This window comes from Pontibacter mucosus, assembly GCF_003054055.1.
Classification (GTDB): Bacteria; Bacteroidota; Bacteroidia; order Cytophagales; family Hymenobacteraceae; genus Pontibacter; species Pontibacter mucosus.
In genome coordinates this window covers 33611-49495 of the sequence record NZ_QBKI01000014.1, presented here as the reverse complement: position 1 = coordinate 49495, position 15885 = coordinate 33611, and the positions used below count along the sequence as shown (strand labels likewise).

The window sequence follows — 15885 nt, the reverse complement described above, 5'->3', positions numbered from 1 at the left end:
ATACAAACTTACGGTATTATGAGTACTACCGCCGGCTATTTGTCTGTGGCATCGGATGTTTCTGTTACCGGACCTGCCGCCACACTTCTCCTACCCTGCCATCTGTACCACCTTTTCCGGCCACCACTGTATTAAGGTAAACTGACAGCGTAAGATTATGTTACAACATTGATTATGTTGCAACATTAAAAAAACAGGACCCGGTAATTTATCCGGGTCCTGACTAAATGTTATACTTTATGCTTAGTCGATGTAGCCTTGCTGGCGCATCCAGTCATCGTTGTAAATCTTGCCCAAGTAGCGGGTACCGTGGTCAGGAAGGAGTACCACCATCACGTCACCCTCCTTCAGGTGTTCTTTGGCATACTCCAGGGCACCGTAAACCGCCGATCCGCTCGACCAGCCCACAAAAAGGCCTTCCTCACGGGCCAGGCGGCGGGTCATCACAGCTCCGTCCTTATCCGATACTTTGATGAAGGTGTCGATCAGGTCGAAGTCTACGTTTTTGGGCAGGATGTCCTCGCCGATACCTTCTGTGGCGTAGGCGTAGATCTCCTTCTCGTCGAAGATGCCTGTTTCTTTATACTTCTTGAACACAGAGCCGTAGGTATCGATACCCACCGTTACCAGGTTCGGGTTCTTTTCCTTCAGGTATTTGGCCACGCCCGAGATGGTACCGCCCGTGCCCACACCGGCAGCCCAATGCGTCACCTTGCCGTCCGTCTGCTCCCAGATCTCGGGGCCGGTGGTTTCGTAGTGTGCCGCCGTGTTCGACATGTTGTCGTACTGGTTCGGGTAGAAGGAGTTCGGAATCTCCTCATTCAGTCGCCTGGCCACCGAGTAGTAAGAGTCCGGATGATCCGGTGCCACATTGGTAGGGCATACCACCACCTCGGCGCCCACGGCGCGCAGCACGTCTATCTTTTCTTTGCTTTGCTTATCGGCCAGGGTAAAGATGCATTTATAGCCTTTGGCAATGGCCGCCAGCGCCAGGCCCATGCCCGTGTTGCCGGAGGTGCCTTCAATGATAGTACCGCCGGGCTTCAGAATACCAGCCTTCTCGGCGTCCTCGATCATCTTAATGGCCATGCGGTCCTTAACCGAGTTGCCGGGGTTGGCGTACTCTACCTTAGCCAGCACCGTGCCTTTGATACCGGCTGTTACACTGTTTAATTTTACAAGCGGGGTGTTACCGATTGCCTCGGTGATATGATTCAGATAAGCCATCTGTTCAGTTTTTATAGATTTTAGTGCAAATGTAAAGAAAATAAGCCATACGGTCTGCCCCTGTACCAACATTGCGGACAGCGGCACTGCCCCTGTATAACCTCCTGAAAGGCCCTGAGGTTCCGGCCCAAAGCCTATATTCGGGTTAACTATTTTTTGCAGGGGCCGCAAAAAAACCTATTTTTGCACAACCTTATCGTAGTACCGTCTATACACAACTTAAAAAAGATACACATGAGTGTTTTAGTAAATAAAGATTCGAAAGTGATCGTACAGGGCTTCACAGGCTCGGAAGGTTCCTTCCACGCATCACAGATGATTGAGTATGGCACAAACGTAGTGGGTGGTGTTACGCCGGGCAAAGGTGGCAGCAACCACCTGGACCTGCCGGTTTTCAACACAGTGGAGGATGCTGTGAAGAGAACCGGAGCCGACGTATCGATTATCTTCGTGCCACCGGCTTTTGCCGCCGACGCCATCATGGAGGCTGCCGCTGCCGGAATCAAAGTTATCGTGTGCATTACAGAGGGTATCCCTGTAAAGGACATGGTAGCTGCTAAAAACTTCCTGAAAGGTAAAGACGTGACGCTGATTGGCCCTAACTGCCCGGGCGTTATCACGCCAGGCGAGGCGAAGGTGGGCATCATGCCAGGCTTCGTGTTCAAGCCAGGACGCATCGGCATCGTTTCTAAATCCGGTACCTTAACCTATGAGGCTGCCGACCAGATCGTGAAGGCTGGCCTGGGCATCTCTACAGCCATCGGTATCGGCGGTGACCCGATTATCGGTACGCCTACCAAAGACGCCGTTGAACTGCTGATGAACGACCCTGAGACGGATGCGATTGTGATGATCGGTGAGATTGGTGGTAACTACGAGGCCATGGCTGCCAAGTACATCAGCGAGACTGGCAACAAGAAGCCAGTTGTAGGTTTCATCGCTGGCCAAACGGCTCCTGCTGGCCGCCGTATGGGCCATGCGGGCGCTATTGTGGGTGGTGCTGATGACACGGCTGCCGCTAAAATGAAGATCATGCGTGAGAACGGCATCCACGTAGTGGAGTCTCCTGCCGAGATCGGCGACGCGATGGTTCAGGCGCTGAAAGAAGCCGGCATCAACGCTTAGTCATACTTCCAGAAAGTATAACCTCAAGTATAAAACAGGCTGCCCCGCAAAGGCAGCCTGTTCTTGTTTTATGCCTTACCCCTCTCTGTCATCCGGAGCTTTGTGAGGGGGGCTCTTCAGCATCAGAGATAGATTTCTCCATTTGTCGAGATGACAAAATGGGTTAATGCTTTCAAAGGCTCTTAAATTAATACCCTCGCTCGCCTCCGGCGAGTGTGAGCTTTTCTGGCGGCGTCCCGCCACTTATACTTATACTTATACTTATACTTATACTTATACTTATACTTATACTTATACTTATACTTATACTTATACTTATACTTATACTTATACTCAAAGCGGCCAGAGGCCGCCCCATGACGCACACTCGCCGGAGGCGAGCGAGGGCAAGCGTGCTAAATTCACTTGTTATAACGCCAGAGTCCACGCTCGTGACCGGCTATAGCTTGGGCCTCCGCCCCAGTCGGATTACAAATCCGACCTCATAACAAGGCACGGGTTACAAACCCGCGCCTGCAAGTGAAGGATAGAGCGTACTGTCCCCTTGAGGGGACTATAGGGGTGTTTACACTTGCGGAGATTGCGCTTCAACACAATCTTAGTTGTTTTGCTCCGTAGCTTCACACCTCTGTTGAGCGCTGCTCGCAAGTTTCGAACTCGCGTTCTCGCCTGTCCCCTTGAGGACAATTCCCTAAATCATAGCTTAGCTTACTCCAGAAAAACAAGGGACAAGCTAAGGCGTCTGCACCCTCGCAGGACCTTCAGTCACGGCTTGTTCTTCTTAGCCCCTGCCCACAATTTGGTCCATCACCCAGGAAGTACGCGCGGCAGAAACAGCTGAGCCCGGGCATTTCCCTTGTCCGGTCAGTTCCTCCACAATGGATTGGATGAACGGCTGCTGCACGTGCTGTGGCGGCGGCAGGAGAAACTCCTCGGTTCCGGCGGCTGTCTCCAGGCGTATGGGCTCTCTGGCAAACGTGGGGAAGGTAAGGCGACCTTTGCTGCCAATGATTTCTATACTATCCTGCTGCTGCTGATCGGCCACGCTGAAGCACCACACGCCGCTGCCCAATACGCCGCTCTCAAACCTGAACTGGGCCGTTACCAAATCCTCCGCCTCGTACATCCCGGCTTGGTTGGTCACCTGTCCGGAGGCCAACACGATAGGTCCAAGTATAAAATCCAGGATATCGAACTGGTGGGGCGCCAGATCGTGGAACAAGCCGCCACCGGAGATTTCGGGCTGCACCCGCCATGGCAGCTTATCTTTATACTGCGCTGGCCTGAGGGGCTGGAAGAGTTTTATCGTCACTAACCTGATGTCTCCAAGCACTCCGCTCTCTACCAGCTCCTTTACCTTCCGGAAAGCCGGCTGACTTCGGCGGTAAAAGGCGACAAACAACGGTACCCTGGCCTGTTCGCAAACCGCAATCATCTCCTGGCACTGGGCGTAATTCAGGGCCATGGGCTTCTCCACGTATACCGGCTTGCCGGCAGCGGCTGCCTGCAACGTATAAGCCGCATGCGAATCCGGGGGTGTGGCAATGTATACCGCGTCTACCTCCGGATCGTGGATGAGGTCCTCGGCTCTATCGTACCATTTGGGCACGCCGTGCCGCTCGGCATAGTCGCGGGCTTTGGCTGCGTTGCGGCGCATCACGGCCACCAGCTCCGAATCCTGAACCTTGTTAAAGGCCGGTCCGCTTTTGACTTCGGTTACATCGCCACAGCCAATGATACCCCAGCGTACTTTTTGCATCTGTTTATGATTTTATGATGAACGTGAGCTGGCTCAGCCCACGGCAAAAGCAATGTTTATACTTTATAACTTGAGTTAAAATTTGCTTTGGAGTGATGGTGTAAATCCACCCTTACCCCTCCGAGGCTACCATTAGGACAGAAGTATAACCTACCTCCTCTACCGCGAGCTTTCAGCTCGTGGTTATCCTTAGCCGCAAGCTTTCAGCTTGCGGGAGCCGCTATTTATACTTATGCCAGTTGAAAACTGGCCCCATAATAGCTCCAAGTTGAAAACTTGAAGCAGCAATGAACTTGTGCCCGAAGCGTAAGCCCTCCAGGAAGAGGAGAGTTCATCGCAACCTGAGTTTTATACTTTAATTTATCGCTACTACCTTCTCTTTTTCGCGGTTTTTGATGCCCGCCGGAATGCAGTTCAGGATTTCCTCGCGTAGCGCTTCTATCAGCTTCTTCTTCAGGAAAGTGCGGTGGATTACCAGGCTCACCTCGCGCAGCGGCTGCGGCTCCTCAAAGTTGCGCACCAGCTTTTGTTTCTCTGACGGCATGTCCAGCACCGACAGCTCTGGCAACAGCGTCAGGCCGTGCTGGGTTTCTACGATGCGCTTAAGCGTTTCCAGAGAGCCGCTCTTGTAATCGAGGTGGCTGCCGGGGTCGGCGCTGCCGCCGCGGTTACAGATATTGAGCACCTGGCTCCGGAAGCAGTGGCCTTCGTTCAGCACCCACAACTGGCTTGTGTCCAGCTCGTCGGGGGCAATGTGGCGCTCCTTAGCCAATGGGTGCCCAGGGTTGATGTAGGCCACAAAGGCCTCATAGAACAAGGGCAGCTCCTTTATACTTTTATTGCCCAGCGGCGTCACCAGCAGGCCCACGTCCAGCAACTCGTGGTTCAGCTTCTCCACAATCTCGTCGGTGAGCAGTTCCTGCACCACCACGCGCACCTGCGGGTGCTTCTGCAGAAAGCTGGTGATGAACAGCGGAATCAGGTAAGGGGCCAGCGTGGGAATAACGCCGATGCGAAGCTCCCCGCTCAGCTCCAGCTTCTGGTTCTGCACCAGCTCCTGAATCTTCTTGCTCTCGGCCAGCACCACGCGCGCCTGCGCAATAATCTCCTTGCCCAGTTCTGTAGGGCGCACCGGCACCCGGCTACGGTCAAACAGCTGCACGCCCAGCTCCTCCTCCAGCTTCTGTAGCTGCATGCTCAGGGTGGGCTGTGTCACGAAGCAATTCTCCGCGGCAGTGGCAAAGTGGCGGTAGGTGTCTACGGCTACCAGGTATTCTAACTGTACTAAAGTCATTTCTCAAGATAAGGATAATCTATACTTCATAGGGCTCTGCCCCCCGCAAAAGTACCTTATAAACTTTAGCTATCAAAGTATAAAAACAATCAATTTGATATATATAACCAGATGGGGGACCTTTGTATCAACATCAAAGCAAAACATCACACAAGTATAAAACATGGAAAAACTATCGAATATCGGACTACAGAAAGAAGACAGCAGACAGGTAGCACAGAAGCTAAACGAGCTGTTGGCGAACTATCATGTATACTACCAGAACCTGCGTGGCTTCCACTGGAACATCAAGGGCGTGTACTTCTTCCAGCTGCACGACAAGTTTGAGGAGCTCTATAACACCGCCCTTGGCAGGATAGACGCCATTGCCGAGCGTATCCTGACCATCGGACAGCAACCGCTCCATACGTTCTCGGAGTACCTGCGCGTGTCAAGTATAAAAGAGGCAGGCAACCTGAGCGATGGCAAAGAAACCGTGCAGGCCACGCAGCAGAACTTGAGCACTCTGCTGGACCTGGAGCGCGAGATTCTGAAACTAGCCGCGGAGACTGGCGACGAGGGCACCGTGGCCCTTATCAGCGAAAACATCCACGAAAATGAGAAAACACTCTGGATGCTGAATGCTTTCCTGAGCTAGCAGCTAGACAAAGGACAAAAGACTTAGGACATAAGACCTTATTAAAGTATAAGCTGCCTCGGCAGCCATACTTCAACCTATTCATTATTCATTCCTCATTACTCACTATTCATTAAAAAGAAATGACGCAAAATAGAATTTTATCCGTTGGTTCGGTTTTCCCGGAGTTTAAGAAGCAGGCTGTTGTATCCATAGAAAAAGGCAAGGAGTTTTACGAGATCTCCAGCGAAACGCACCGCCACAACGAGCAGTGGATGGTGATGTTCTGGTGGCCGAAAGACTTCACGTTTGTGTGCCCCACCGAGATTGCCGAGTTCAACAAGAACTACGACGAGTTCCGCGACCGTGACGCTGTGCTGATTGGTGCCTCTACCGACTCGGAGTTCGTGCACGCCGCCTGGCGCCGCGACCACGAGGACCTGCGCGACCTGCGCTTCCCGATGCTGGCCGACACTTCCAAATCGCTGGCAGAGGAGCTGGGCATTCTGCAGGCCGAGGAGAAAGTAGCCTACCGCGCCACTTACATCGTGGACCCGCAGGGCATCATCCGCTGGGTGAGCCTCAACGACCTGAACGTGGGCCGCAACGTGGCCGAGGTGCTGCGCGTGCTCGACGCCCTGCAAACCGACGAGCTCTGCCCTTGCAACTGGCAGAAAGGCGAGGAAACCATCACTGCCTAACCTTCACGCGCGCTGAGCGCACTTCATATATAGTTTATTTAGACGATGAGTATGGCGCGGTGGCCGGGCTGGTCTCCTGTTGCCTGGCCGCCCGCCGCCATACTTATACTTTAGTTTTGAATCCAACCAAACTAAAACCCATTTATCATGCTGACTGCAACACAAGAAACCAAGATAGATTTACTCAAAGACCTGGGCCTGCCGGAGGAAAGCACTTTCCCGGCACTGGAAAAACTGAGCGAAACCGAATCACGCTACCTCCGCGACCTGCGCGTGAACCTGAAAAGCGCCCTGGCCGGTGAGGCCCTAAGTATAAAAGAAGCTTACCTGCTGGCCCTGTCGGCGGCGGCCAACGAGGAGAACGAGGTGCTGGTGAAGGCTTTTGAAGAGAAGGCCTTGGAAAACGGCGCTGAACTAGGCGAAGTGGCTGAGGCCATCGCCTGCGCCTCCCTGCTGGCCACCAACAACATCCTCTACCGCTTCCGTCACTTCGCTGGCAAGGAGGAGTATGAGCAGCAGCCTGCCCGCATTAAGATGAACATCATGATGAAGCCGGTGCTGGGCAAGGAGTTCTTCGAGCTGATGAGCCTGGCCATCTCGGCCATCAACGGCTGCGAGCGCTGCGTTACCTCCCACGAGGCCTCCGTGATGCAACTGGGCACCAAAGAGCCCCGCATTTTCGACGCCATCCGCGTGGCTGCCGTAGTGGTGGGCCTGAGCAAGATTATCAAATAGTATCCCTAAAGCTAAGTTAAGTTACCTGAAAGCACCCGCAGTTTCTGCGGGTGTTTTTGTTATGGCTCATATGTTCCAGGAAGGTAATAGGGCGGTAGATTTACTATGAACAAGAGATTGCGGCGGTCGTGCTAAAAAGCGTTTTAATACTTTTTAGCTATTATTGTAAGGTGTTTTGTTCTTTGTCATGTAATAGAATTCTCTTTCTAGCTCATGCTTCATTCTATCCACACTTCTCCGCATCACGAAATACGGAAGCCCAAACATAAAAGCAGCATGTATAACTAAAAAGGGAAATGCGAAACTGGCTCCTTCTATGTTTTCAGCAAAGAGAAACGTGGAAATAAAAATCAAATAAAAAATTATTGCAAACATGTAGAATGGTATCATCATTCCACTGAATCCGTTTATCTCAGTATCAACAATTAGAATCTTTTCCTTTTGTGTAAATGTTCCCTTTGCTACAGCTACGTTCATATTCATATCAAAAAACCTTCTCCTTCTTCTTAGCTTAAAGTACTCCATTCTTATAGTTCCCTTGTATTCATTTGAACTAGAAGAAAACACATCAAACATGTCTGAGAAAAGACTAGTGCTCCCTTCATCCACATTTTCTTTGAGCCTAGCTACAAACTCATTTCTTTGAATTTCAATTTCAGTAGTTAGATTATCTACTAGCTTAATTTTTCTAAAGAAGTCTTTCATTACGGTCTTAATGCCTTACAACTAGATTAAAACGCCCAAATCCTGCGAAGTGAGCTAACGAATATACTATATATATGAATCAGCATAAATAAAATAAAGAGAGCGTGTACATTCTTTCGTTACCAAGGCAAGTATAGATACTCAAGTATAGAAACATTCCAGCCTATCAAGTATAACCAAAACAAAACCGCCTGCCATAGATGCAGCAGGCGGTTCAACCTTATTTAATATCAACTTATACTTAGATGGCGAGCAGCATACAGCCAGACTGATTAGCCTAGCACTGGCTCCCCCTTCAAATAACACGGTCTCCCCAATAGTAAGTATAAGATACTATTGCCCATAACTTTTAAGAAAAAGTCGTTTTCGAACTGACGGCAACCCGGTTCCAGGCATTGATCGTTACGACCAGCATGATAAGCCGGGCAATGTAGGTTTCATCAAACAGTGCGGCTGCTTTCTGGTACGTCTCCTCAGACAGCCCCTGCTGATGGATTAGGGTAACCTCTTCAGTGATAGCTAAGACCAACTTCTCTTCTTCCGAAAACAAGGGTGCCTCACGCCAGGCATTCAGCAGGAAGATGCGCTGATTCGTTTCTCCTTTTTTAAGGGCCTCTTTGGTGTGCATGTCGATGCAGAAGGCACATCCGTTTATCTGCGAAGCGCGGATTTTGATGAGGTTTCTGTGCGTGGGCGTTATATCCGTCGATTGCATGTAGTCCTCCAATGCATACAGGGCTTTGAACGCCTGCGGCTCTACTTGGCTGATGTTAACTCGCTTTTCCATAGTATGTGTTTTTAAATGCTGCTGACACGAAGGCCGGCGATAAAGAAAGGGAGAAAATTAAATTAATTCAAGAACGCCTCTTGCTCCTTATTTCACTCAGGTATCCTATTACACCCCTTCTTCCTTGGTTAACAAGGCCAGCAGCTGGCACAAATAAGCGTTTTCGCTCTCAAAGTCTTTCTGCAGGTTCCACTCCTGCAGGATAACCGCCACAACTTTTTGCTCGGGCAGTATCAGAATGTGTTGCCCGCCTTTGCCCCTGGCGGTGTAGACAGGCTGATCGTTATAGTTTAAGAGCCACCAGGAGAGCCCATACCCTACCTCCTGATAGCAACCCAAGGTGCGGAATGCGCTGCTCTCGCTTGTATAGCTTGTGAGGCTTTTCTCCACCCATACAGAGTCCAGGAGCTGCACCCCGTTCACCTTGCCTTTGTTGAGGTACAACTCCCCAAACCGGGCAAGATCACGCGCTGTAAAGTATGTCTCGTCGCCTCCGGCGTAGTAACCGTCCACCTTTCGCCAGAAACCACACTGTATGCCCAATGGCTTAAATAGCTTTTCCAGGGCAAACTCCTTTGTGGTGGTGTTAGAAGCCCTGGTAATTACAGCGGAGAGGAGCATGTGGGAGCCTGTGAAATACTTAAACTCCTGCCCTATCTTACTTTCAGCTACCTCCTCCTTCAAGAGCACCTGCTCAACACCTTGCGGCCCGTCCCAGCCGGTAAACCCGCCACGCATGGACAACAGATGTGCTACCGTTACATTATTCTTTGATTCCCCCGAAACCCTTCCCTGGTACTCTGAAAAGTATGGCATTACATACCCATCTTCTGATTTTAGATAGCCTTCCTGAACTGAAAGACCGGCGAGTGCAGAAGTTATACTTTTAGTAACAGAGTGGACATTAAAGGCACTGTACCGGGTGGCCCCCTTCTGATATTTCTCCGCGATTAACTTCCCATCCTGGATAACAACTAAACCTCTTAACCTTTCCCAACCCTCGATCGCCTGGAGATACTCTTCAATGTCCTCTGGCGCATACCCGGTACTTTCGGGTGTGGCGGTTTGCCAGTTATAAGGCTCATGGCTCACCTCAAAAGATTGTGACGCAGTGAAGGGCAACGACAGGTTGAGCGGGTGCCATTCAAAGAAGTAGTTCATACTGTTCACCACCAGCAAAATGATAGCTGCCGATGTAAGCCCAAGAATAAATTTGAGTCGGCGGTGCTTTCGCCAGATTAAAAGTATAGCCGTGACCAGCAGGACAAACAGCACCAGAATATACTCGATGGCATTGGGGTAAGGTAAATGAAAGTAGTCGTCCTTTATTTTATAGGCGATGGCGATGCAGAGTCCGGAAAGGAGAGTAAAGGTGAGGTAGAGTGTTTTCATTTATGAGAGTTGGTGCAGCTGCTTTATGCTTTATACCAGGGGTTAGTTAGTCGTTTCCTGTGCTTCAGGTTAATAGCAATCAGCGTTGAGGTACATACTCAGGTAGCCTCCGCTTTTCTTCCACCCCGCGGCACTTTTATCCCTTCTTACAATTGAATGCACTGGTGAAATGGCCGCAGGCACGGCCAGGAACCTACTACCATCTTTTTGCTTCACACTCTCCAGCCACTGCACTGTTACAGCCACCTGATCATGTCCTTCCAGAAGTATATTGTACCCTTTCAGGTCAACCTGCACCCAACCTGGATTACTGCCTTTCGCCTCGAAAATCACATCTTCCTGCAAGAGGCTTTCCCCCGGCAAATCATCCACTACGTCATAGATATTGAGCCTAAACTTCACGGAAGTAAACTCGCTCCAGCCCACATACACATTGAAGTCGTTCACATAGCATGCTTTGCTTAGCTTGATAAAGTTACCTACCTCACGCCCCAGTCGGTCATGTGCAGCAGTGTCATGCACTGTGTAGAAGTTATAATGCGTAAAGAACGCTCTGTCGTCTTTGCCGAGTACCTTCTTTCTAGGCTTACCTGTTTGCACCTTTACCTCGGCAATCTCCACAACCTGCGGTTTTAGCGAGATCTGCAGGACCTCCAATTTACCAGCATCCAAGGCTATTACCATGCTTTCATAACCGACACAGGAAGCCACGAGCTTGTCCGTGCTTGCCAGCTGCCCCTCCTTTACAGTGAAAGCAAAGTCGCCCGAGGCAGTAGCCACTGTACCTATTGCTTTACCGGCTATACCTATGTTTGCGTAAGGTATAGGCTGTTGTGTGGTGGTATTTACTACTCTTCCCGAAATTCTTAGTGCTTGTGCATGGATGCTGGTGCTAACAAACAGAAGAAGTAATAAAACTAAGGGCTTGGAGTACATTATCAGAAGTCTGTGAGTACAAACTGGTTCAAGTTAAGATAGGAGAGAACAGCTAGAGCACAATTTCAATTAGACCAAACACAACTTGGTCACCATACTTTGCTTGTGCGGCTGGCTTGTCTAAAAACCTGACTTCTTTGATTTGCTCAGGCTTTATGCCGGCAAGCTGGCTCCGCCTGGCTGCAAACGAGGAGGTGAGTTGACCGTTTACAGCGATGGGCACCTTGTACTGGGTTCCAATGCGCTGTACCTGTGCATGCACCTGTCTGTAAATATAATTTTCAATATCCAGGTCGAAAGAAGACTTTACCAAAACGCACTGGCTATCATTGAAACCTAGTTTATCAAGCTTTTCTTTGCTAACCGCCTGCTCAAAGTGAGCCAGTAGTATAGCCGGTACTTCTTCAACACCATCGGTTACCAGCCCGTCCACGACATGGATACAGTCTTTGTTGTTCATGTCTATTGCCACCACTCCTCCTTTTACTGTTTCCACATTTAGGATTTGTGGTTTCTGGTCCTGAGCATAGATATTAGTGACAGCTGTGAGGTTAAGGAGGCAGAGGAGGAGGAGTATGTTTTTCATAGCTTATAAATTTTCATGATTATCACCAAAGTATAAAGAGTGGCCCTTCGTATTATCAAACTCAGTAGCAAAATAGAACAGGGCTAACGAATATACTATATATAGTAAATAGTATAAGCTATTTACCACTGACAACTTGCCCATCCTGCTATAGCCAGTTGCAAAATGATTCTTTACTTATTCTTCCTCAGCCCATTTAGCTTTGTAAGTGTCTCCGGATTTTCCCTTATCGACAAAGCCTTTGTGAAGTGCTCTATGGCTTTCTTCCTGTCTCCCTTCTTACTGTAATAGTCGCCTAAGGCATCATATACACCAAAGCTCTGCGGGTAATTAGTTTTATTTAATTGCAAGAAGCCAAGAGCTTTATCGGGCAAATCGCGGTTCAGGCAAGCAAGAGCAAAGGAATACACCAATGACTCGGGCGGCAGCACTTTATAGCCAAAGTTGGTGGTTATGCTGTTGTAATGTTCCTCTACAAACTGGGCGTTGAAAGTGGCGGCTTGCACACCTGCTTCTGGTATGGGTAAGGGCTCATGAGCTAGAAATGCACGCATAGCATCATTTACAGCATAAAGAAAAAGGGAGAAATGATTCTCATCCGCATAGTATTTCCACCTAAGAGACCTACTACTTTGCCTGTCCAGCAGGCGTGCAAACTCCATATTCGCCCTCACGTGGGTTGTGCTAGTCGGGTCCTGCTTAACGGTAAGCGCCGAATCAGCTAAGGCTAAGTAAAGCTTCTTACCTTTTAAGTCTCCCTTTTTGAAGTCATTTATTGCTTTCTTCAGGACCAACTTATCGTCCCACCATAAGCTAGGGTCAATGGCTACATAGGAGTTGAAAAGTTCCGGTTTATCCACCAGCGTGTTTGTCACCAGCAAGCCTCCGAAAGAATGCCCTACGAGCATACGGTACTGCTCTGTGGGATATTTCGCATCAATGTAGGGTATCAGTTCTTTTTCCAGAAAGGCCGTGAACTTCTCGCCGCCACCCGATTGCCGTAAATATCTTGCCTCTGTCCCATCCCAATTTTTAGTAGAGTTGGTTGGGGTAAAATCGCGGGTGCGGTTTGTATTTACAACAGCCACTACAATCATTTCAGGAACCATGCCTGCCCCGTTCTCTGAACTTAGGAAGTGCATGAGTCCTGTAACCGCTTGAAAATGCCAGTCTCCATCGAGCAGGTAAAGTACGGGGTAACGCTTGTGGGCAAAGTAGTCCCCATAGTATTCCGGCTGCTTTGGTACATGTACCCATATTTCCCGAGCCTCCCCTAGCACCTGCGACTGTAAGCTGTCTATAACACCAATCTCGATCCTTCCGTGCTGCGAAAAGCCTGTCGAGGAAAATAGCAACAGCAAGGCGAGGAGAAGCTTTTTCATTTCTTCTTGTTTAGGTGAACCGGTAACTAAATAACCATCAGGATACTGCTAGAATATGCAACAGTATCTTAGTGTTGCATAGCAGGAGCAATACGCCTCTCATACTTCCAGCAACTGGTAGATAGTATGACTAGGTTATTCAATATAGCATATGTAAGGATAAATATAAAAATATATAAAGTATAAGCACTGCAAGTTGTCCTTCAAGTATAGCCAAAACAAAACCGCCTGCCACAGATGCAGCAGGCGGTTTAACCTTATTTAATATCAACTATAATGCTTACTTGGCATAGCTGATGGCGCGCATCTCCCGGATAACCGTGATCTTTATCTGGCCAGGGTACTGCATTTCCTTCTCAATCTTCTGCGAGATGTCGAAGGAGAGTTGCTGTGCTTTCTCGTCCGATACATTGTCGGCATCTACCATCACGCGCAGCTCGCGGCCGGCCTGTATAGCGTAGCACTGGTTCACCCCGTCAAACGAAACGGCTGCTTCTTCCAGCTCCTTCAATCGCTTGATGTACGACTCCATGATCTCGCGGCGGGCACCTGGTCTGGAGCCAGAGATGGCGTCGCAGGCCTGTATCAGCGGAGAAATCATAGCCGTCATCTCAATCTCGTCGTGGTGGGCACCAATGGCATTGCACACGTCCGGATGCTCTTTATACTTCTTGGCCAGCTCCATACCAATGATGGCGTGCGGCAGTTCCGGCTCGTCTGGCGTTACCTTGCCGATGTCGTGCAACAGACCGGCGCGCTTGGCGTGCTTCACGTTCAGGCCCAGCTCGGCGGCCATGGTGGCGCACAGGTTGGCTACCTCGCGCGAGTGCTGCAGCAGGTTCTGTCCGTAAGACGAACGGAAGCGCATGCGGCCCACCATCTTAATCAGTTCCGGATGCAGTCCGTGGATGCCCAGGTCGATAGCGGTACGCTCGCCTATTTCCACGATCTCCTCCTCAATATTCTTGCGGGTTTTGGTTACAACCTCCTCAATGCGGGCCGGGTGAATACGACCGTCGGCCACCAGGCGGTGCAGCGACAGGCGCGCGATCTCGCGGCGCACCGGGTCGAAACCGGAGATGATGATTGCCTCTGGGGTATCGTCTACGATGATCTCCACGCCGGTGGCAGCTTCTAGGGCACGGATGTTACGACCTTCACGGCCGATGATCTTGCCTTTGATATCGTCGCTCTCGATGTTAAACACCGATACGCAGTTCTCGATGGCATGCTCGGCGGCAGTGCGCTGGATCGTCTCGATAACGATTTTCTTGGCCTCTTTGGTGGCCGTAAGCTTGGCCTGGGCCACAATGTCTTTGATATGGGAGGAAGCGCGGGAAGTAGCCTCATTCTTCAGGGCCTCCACCAGTTGCTCGCGGGCCTCGGCAGCCGTCAGGCCGGCGATTTTCTCCAGGCGGCCTACCACCTCTTCGTGCTGCTGCTCTACCTCCTCGCGGCGTTTCTTGAGTTGCTCGTGCTGTGCGTGCAGGTGGTTTTTCTCTTTCTCCAACTCCGCGTGCAGAGTTTCTTTCTCTTTATGAAGGTCAGCCTCCAGGCGCTTGGCCTGCTCCATTTGCTTGGTAACGTGCTGCTCGCGCTGCTTTACCTTGTTCTCGTTCTGGATGATGAGGTTCTTCTTCTTATTCATCTCCTCCTCGAACTCGGCCTTCATCTTCAGGTATTTCTCCTTGGCCTCCAGAATGCGGTCTTTCTTGATGGTCTCCGCGTTCAGCTCGGCTTCGCGAATGATACTTTTGGCTCTCTGGCGAGCCTCTTCCTCCTGCTGCTTAAATACCTTCTGCAGCAGTACACGCCCAATCACTACGCCGATTATCAGCGAGACGAGGGCAGTTAGTACAATATAAAGGATGTCGGGCATAACTATAGCGTTTATGGTTTTTAAACACGTATAGCAAGCACCTGCAAAGGAGACATGGTATGGCTGTTGGGCCTAAACGAAAGTATAGCCGAAAGAGGTAAAAGTTCTTCCGCCTATTTGCTCACCGATGATAAGAGATCGTCCAGAAGGTTGAGCTGCTGGTCTACCTGGGCTACATGGGAGGTATGCTCCTCCTCCAGCTTCACCTTTTCGGCCATGGCCTCAAACGCCACCATCGCCAGCAGGTCCTGCTTGTCCTGTATCCCAAACTGGTCCTTGAAAAAGCGCAGCCGCTCGTTCAGAACTTTCCCGACCGCTCTGATTCTTTCTTCTTCCTCTTCCTTCACCCGCATCGGATACTCGCGTTCCGCGATGCGAATCTTAATAGATAATTCACTCATCCGCTGCGTAGTTTATGGTTCGGCTTACCAACCTTTCCGAGCGCTTTAGCGGCTCATACTTAGTCCTGTAGGTAAGCAATGCACTTATCAATTTCTCTGATATATTCGTTTAGCCTGAGCTTCAATTCTGTCGAATTTGCAGCATTTCCTGCTATCGCGTCTACAATTTTAACAATATTCTCCTGATTTTGAAAATTTTTTATCTGCTCGTCTTTCTCCTCCAGGAGTCCTTCGAGCTCTTTTAGCTGCTGCTGAGCCTGCAAGAGCCTTTGTTGCACCTCCTGGTGGCGCTGAATCATTTTCCGCAGCTTATCTTCAATCTGCCGGAGTTGTTGTACTTGCGTGTCCTTAGCCATAACA

At 50.1% G+C, this 15885-nt stretch carries 16 protein-coding genes and 1 pseudogene; 5 read left to right on the top strand and 12 right to left on the bottom strand.

Features of this window, described 5'->3' with window-relative positions:
- Nucleotides 1-246: 246 nt before the first annotated feature.
- Nucleotides 247-1227 (bottom strand): annotated as a pseudogene (locus C8N40_RS20850) (PLP-dependent cysteine synthase family protein); the annotation flags it as partial.
- Nucleotides 1228-1461: 234 nt separating this feature from the next.
- Between C8N40_RS20850 and sucD the strand changes: the two are divergent.
- Together sucD and C8N40_RS22860 are read left to right on the top strand one after the other, a co-directional pair.
- Entirely contained in the window at nucleotides 1462-2352 is an 891-nt protein-coding gene (gene sucD, locus C8N40_RS20845; protein WP_108213747.1) for a succinate--CoA ligase subunit alpha, read from the top strand.
- A gap of 166 nt (nucleotides 2353-2518) precedes the next feature.
- Nucleotides 2519-2797 (top strand): hypothetical protein, encoded by a 279-nt coding sequence (locus C8N40_RS22860; RefSeq protein ID WP_170114174.1) that lies wholly within the window; start codon nucleotides 2519-2521, stop codon nucleotides 2795-2797.
- Between the two features lie 336 nt (nucleotides 2798-3133).
- On the opposite strand, the gene C8N40_RS20835 is transcribed toward C8N40_RS22860, so the two are convergent.
- Together C8N40_RS20835 and C8N40_RS20830 are read right to left on the bottom strand one after the other, a co-directional pair.
- Entirely contained in the window at nucleotides 3134-4111 is a 978-nt protein-coding gene (locus tag C8N40_RS20835; protein WP_108213745.1) for a Gfo/Idh/MocA family protein, read from the bottom strand.
- A gap of 355 nt (nucleotides 4112-4466) precedes the next feature.
- Nucleotides 4467-5405: a hydrogen peroxide-inducible genes activator gene (locus C8N40_RS20830; RefSeq protein WP_108213744.1), complete on the bottom strand. Its 939-nt coding sequence runs from the start codon at nucleotides 5403-5405 to the stop codon at nucleotides 4467-4469.
- A gap of 163 nt (nucleotides 5406-5568) precedes the next feature.
- Here C8N40_RS20830 and C8N40_RS20825 point away from each other — a divergent pair, with 163 nt between their 5' ends.
- The 3 genes from C8N40_RS20825 to C8N40_RS20815 all read left to right on the top strand — a co-directional run bounded on the left by C8N40_RS20825 (nucleotide 5569) and on the right by C8N40_RS20815 (nucleotide 7457).
- Nucleotides 5569-6042, top strand: coding sequence for a Dps family protein (locus tag C8N40_RS20825; protein ID WP_108213743.1), 474 nt, complete (start codon nucleotides 5569-5571; stop codon nucleotides 6040-6042).
- 122 nt (nucleotides 6043-6164) lie between these two features.
- Nucleotides 6165-6722: a peroxiredoxin gene (locus C8N40_RS20820; protein ID WP_108213742.1), complete on the top strand. Its 558-nt coding sequence runs from the start codon at nucleotides 6165-6167 to the stop codon at nucleotides 6720-6722.
- A gap of 147 nt (nucleotides 6723-6869) precedes the next feature.
- Nucleotides 6870-7457 (top strand): carboxymuconolactone decarboxylase family protein, encoded by a 588-nt coding sequence (locus C8N40_RS20815; protein ID WP_108213741.1) that lies wholly within the window; start codon nucleotides 6870-6872, stop codon nucleotides 7455-7457.
- A 153-nt stretch (nucleotides 7458-7610) separates the two neighbouring features.
- Here the strand turns inward: C8N40_RS20815 and C8N40_RS20810 are convergent, their stop codons facing one another.
- The 9 genes from C8N40_RS20810 to C8N40_RS20770 all read right to left on the bottom strand — a co-directional run bounded on the left by C8N40_RS20810 (nucleotide 7611) and on the right by C8N40_RS20770 (nucleotide 15881).
- Nucleotides 7611-8162 carry a hypothetical protein gene (locus C8N40_RS20810; RefSeq protein WP_108213740.1) on the bottom strand — a complete coding sequence of 184 codons (552 nt, stop codon included), beginning with the start codon at nucleotides 8160-8162 and terminating at the stop codon, nucleotides 7611-7613.
- Nucleotides 8163-8511: 349 nt separating this feature from the next.
- Complete coding sequence (locus C8N40_RS20805) at nucleotides 8512-8949, bottom strand: carboxymuconolactone decarboxylase family protein (RefSeq protein ID WP_108213739.1); 438 nt, start codon at nucleotides 8947-8949, stop codon at nucleotides 8512-8514.
- Nucleotides 8950-9057: 108 nt separating this feature from the next.
- Nucleotides 9058-10341, bottom strand: a complete 1284-nt coding sequence (locus C8N40_RS20800; protein WP_108213738.1) for a serine hydrolase domain-containing protein — start codon at nucleotides 10339-10341, stop codon at nucleotides 9058-9060.
- A gap of 69 nt (nucleotides 10342-10410) precedes the next feature.
- Nucleotides 10411-11277 carry a carboxypeptidase-like regulatory domain-containing protein gene (locus C8N40_RS20795; RefSeq protein WP_108213737.1) on the bottom strand — a complete coding sequence of 289 codons (867 nt, stop codon included), beginning with the start codon at nucleotides 11275-11277 and terminating at the stop codon, nucleotides 10411-10413.
- 52 nt (nucleotides 11278-11329) lie between these two features.
- Entirely contained in the window at nucleotides 11330-11863 is a 534-nt protein-coding gene (locus C8N40_RS20790; protein ID WP_108213736.1) for a hypothetical protein, read from the bottom strand.
- Nucleotides 11864-12036: 173 nt separating this feature from the next.
- Nucleotides 12037-13245 carry an alpha/beta hydrolase-fold protein gene (locus tag C8N40_RS20785; protein WP_108213735.1) on the bottom strand — a complete coding sequence of 403 codons (1209 nt, stop codon included), beginning with the start codon at nucleotides 13243-13245 and terminating at the stop codon, nucleotides 12037-12039.
- Nucleotides 13246-13525: 280 nt separating this feature from the next.
- The gene (gene rny / locus C8N40_RS20780; RefSeq protein ID WP_092100020.1) at nucleotides 13526-15124 is read right to left on the bottom strand and encodes a ribonuclease Y; all 1599 of its coding nucleotides are present in this window, start codon (nucleotides 15122-15124) and stop codon (nucleotides 13526-13528) included.
- 113 nt (nucleotides 15125-15237) lie between these two features.
- A complete protein-coding gene (locus tag C8N40_RS20775) occupies nucleotides 15238-15525 on the bottom strand; it encodes a cell division protein ZapA (protein ID WP_108213734.1) in 288 nt (95 codons plus the stop codon).
- A 59-nt stretch (nucleotides 15526-15584) separates the two neighbouring features.
- Complete coding sequence (locus C8N40_RS20770) at nucleotides 15585-15881, bottom strand: hypothetical protein (RefSeq protein ID WP_092100022.1); 297 nt, start codon at nucleotides 15879-15881, stop codon at nucleotides 15585-15587.
- Nucleotides 15882-15885 lie beyond the last annotated feature (4 nt).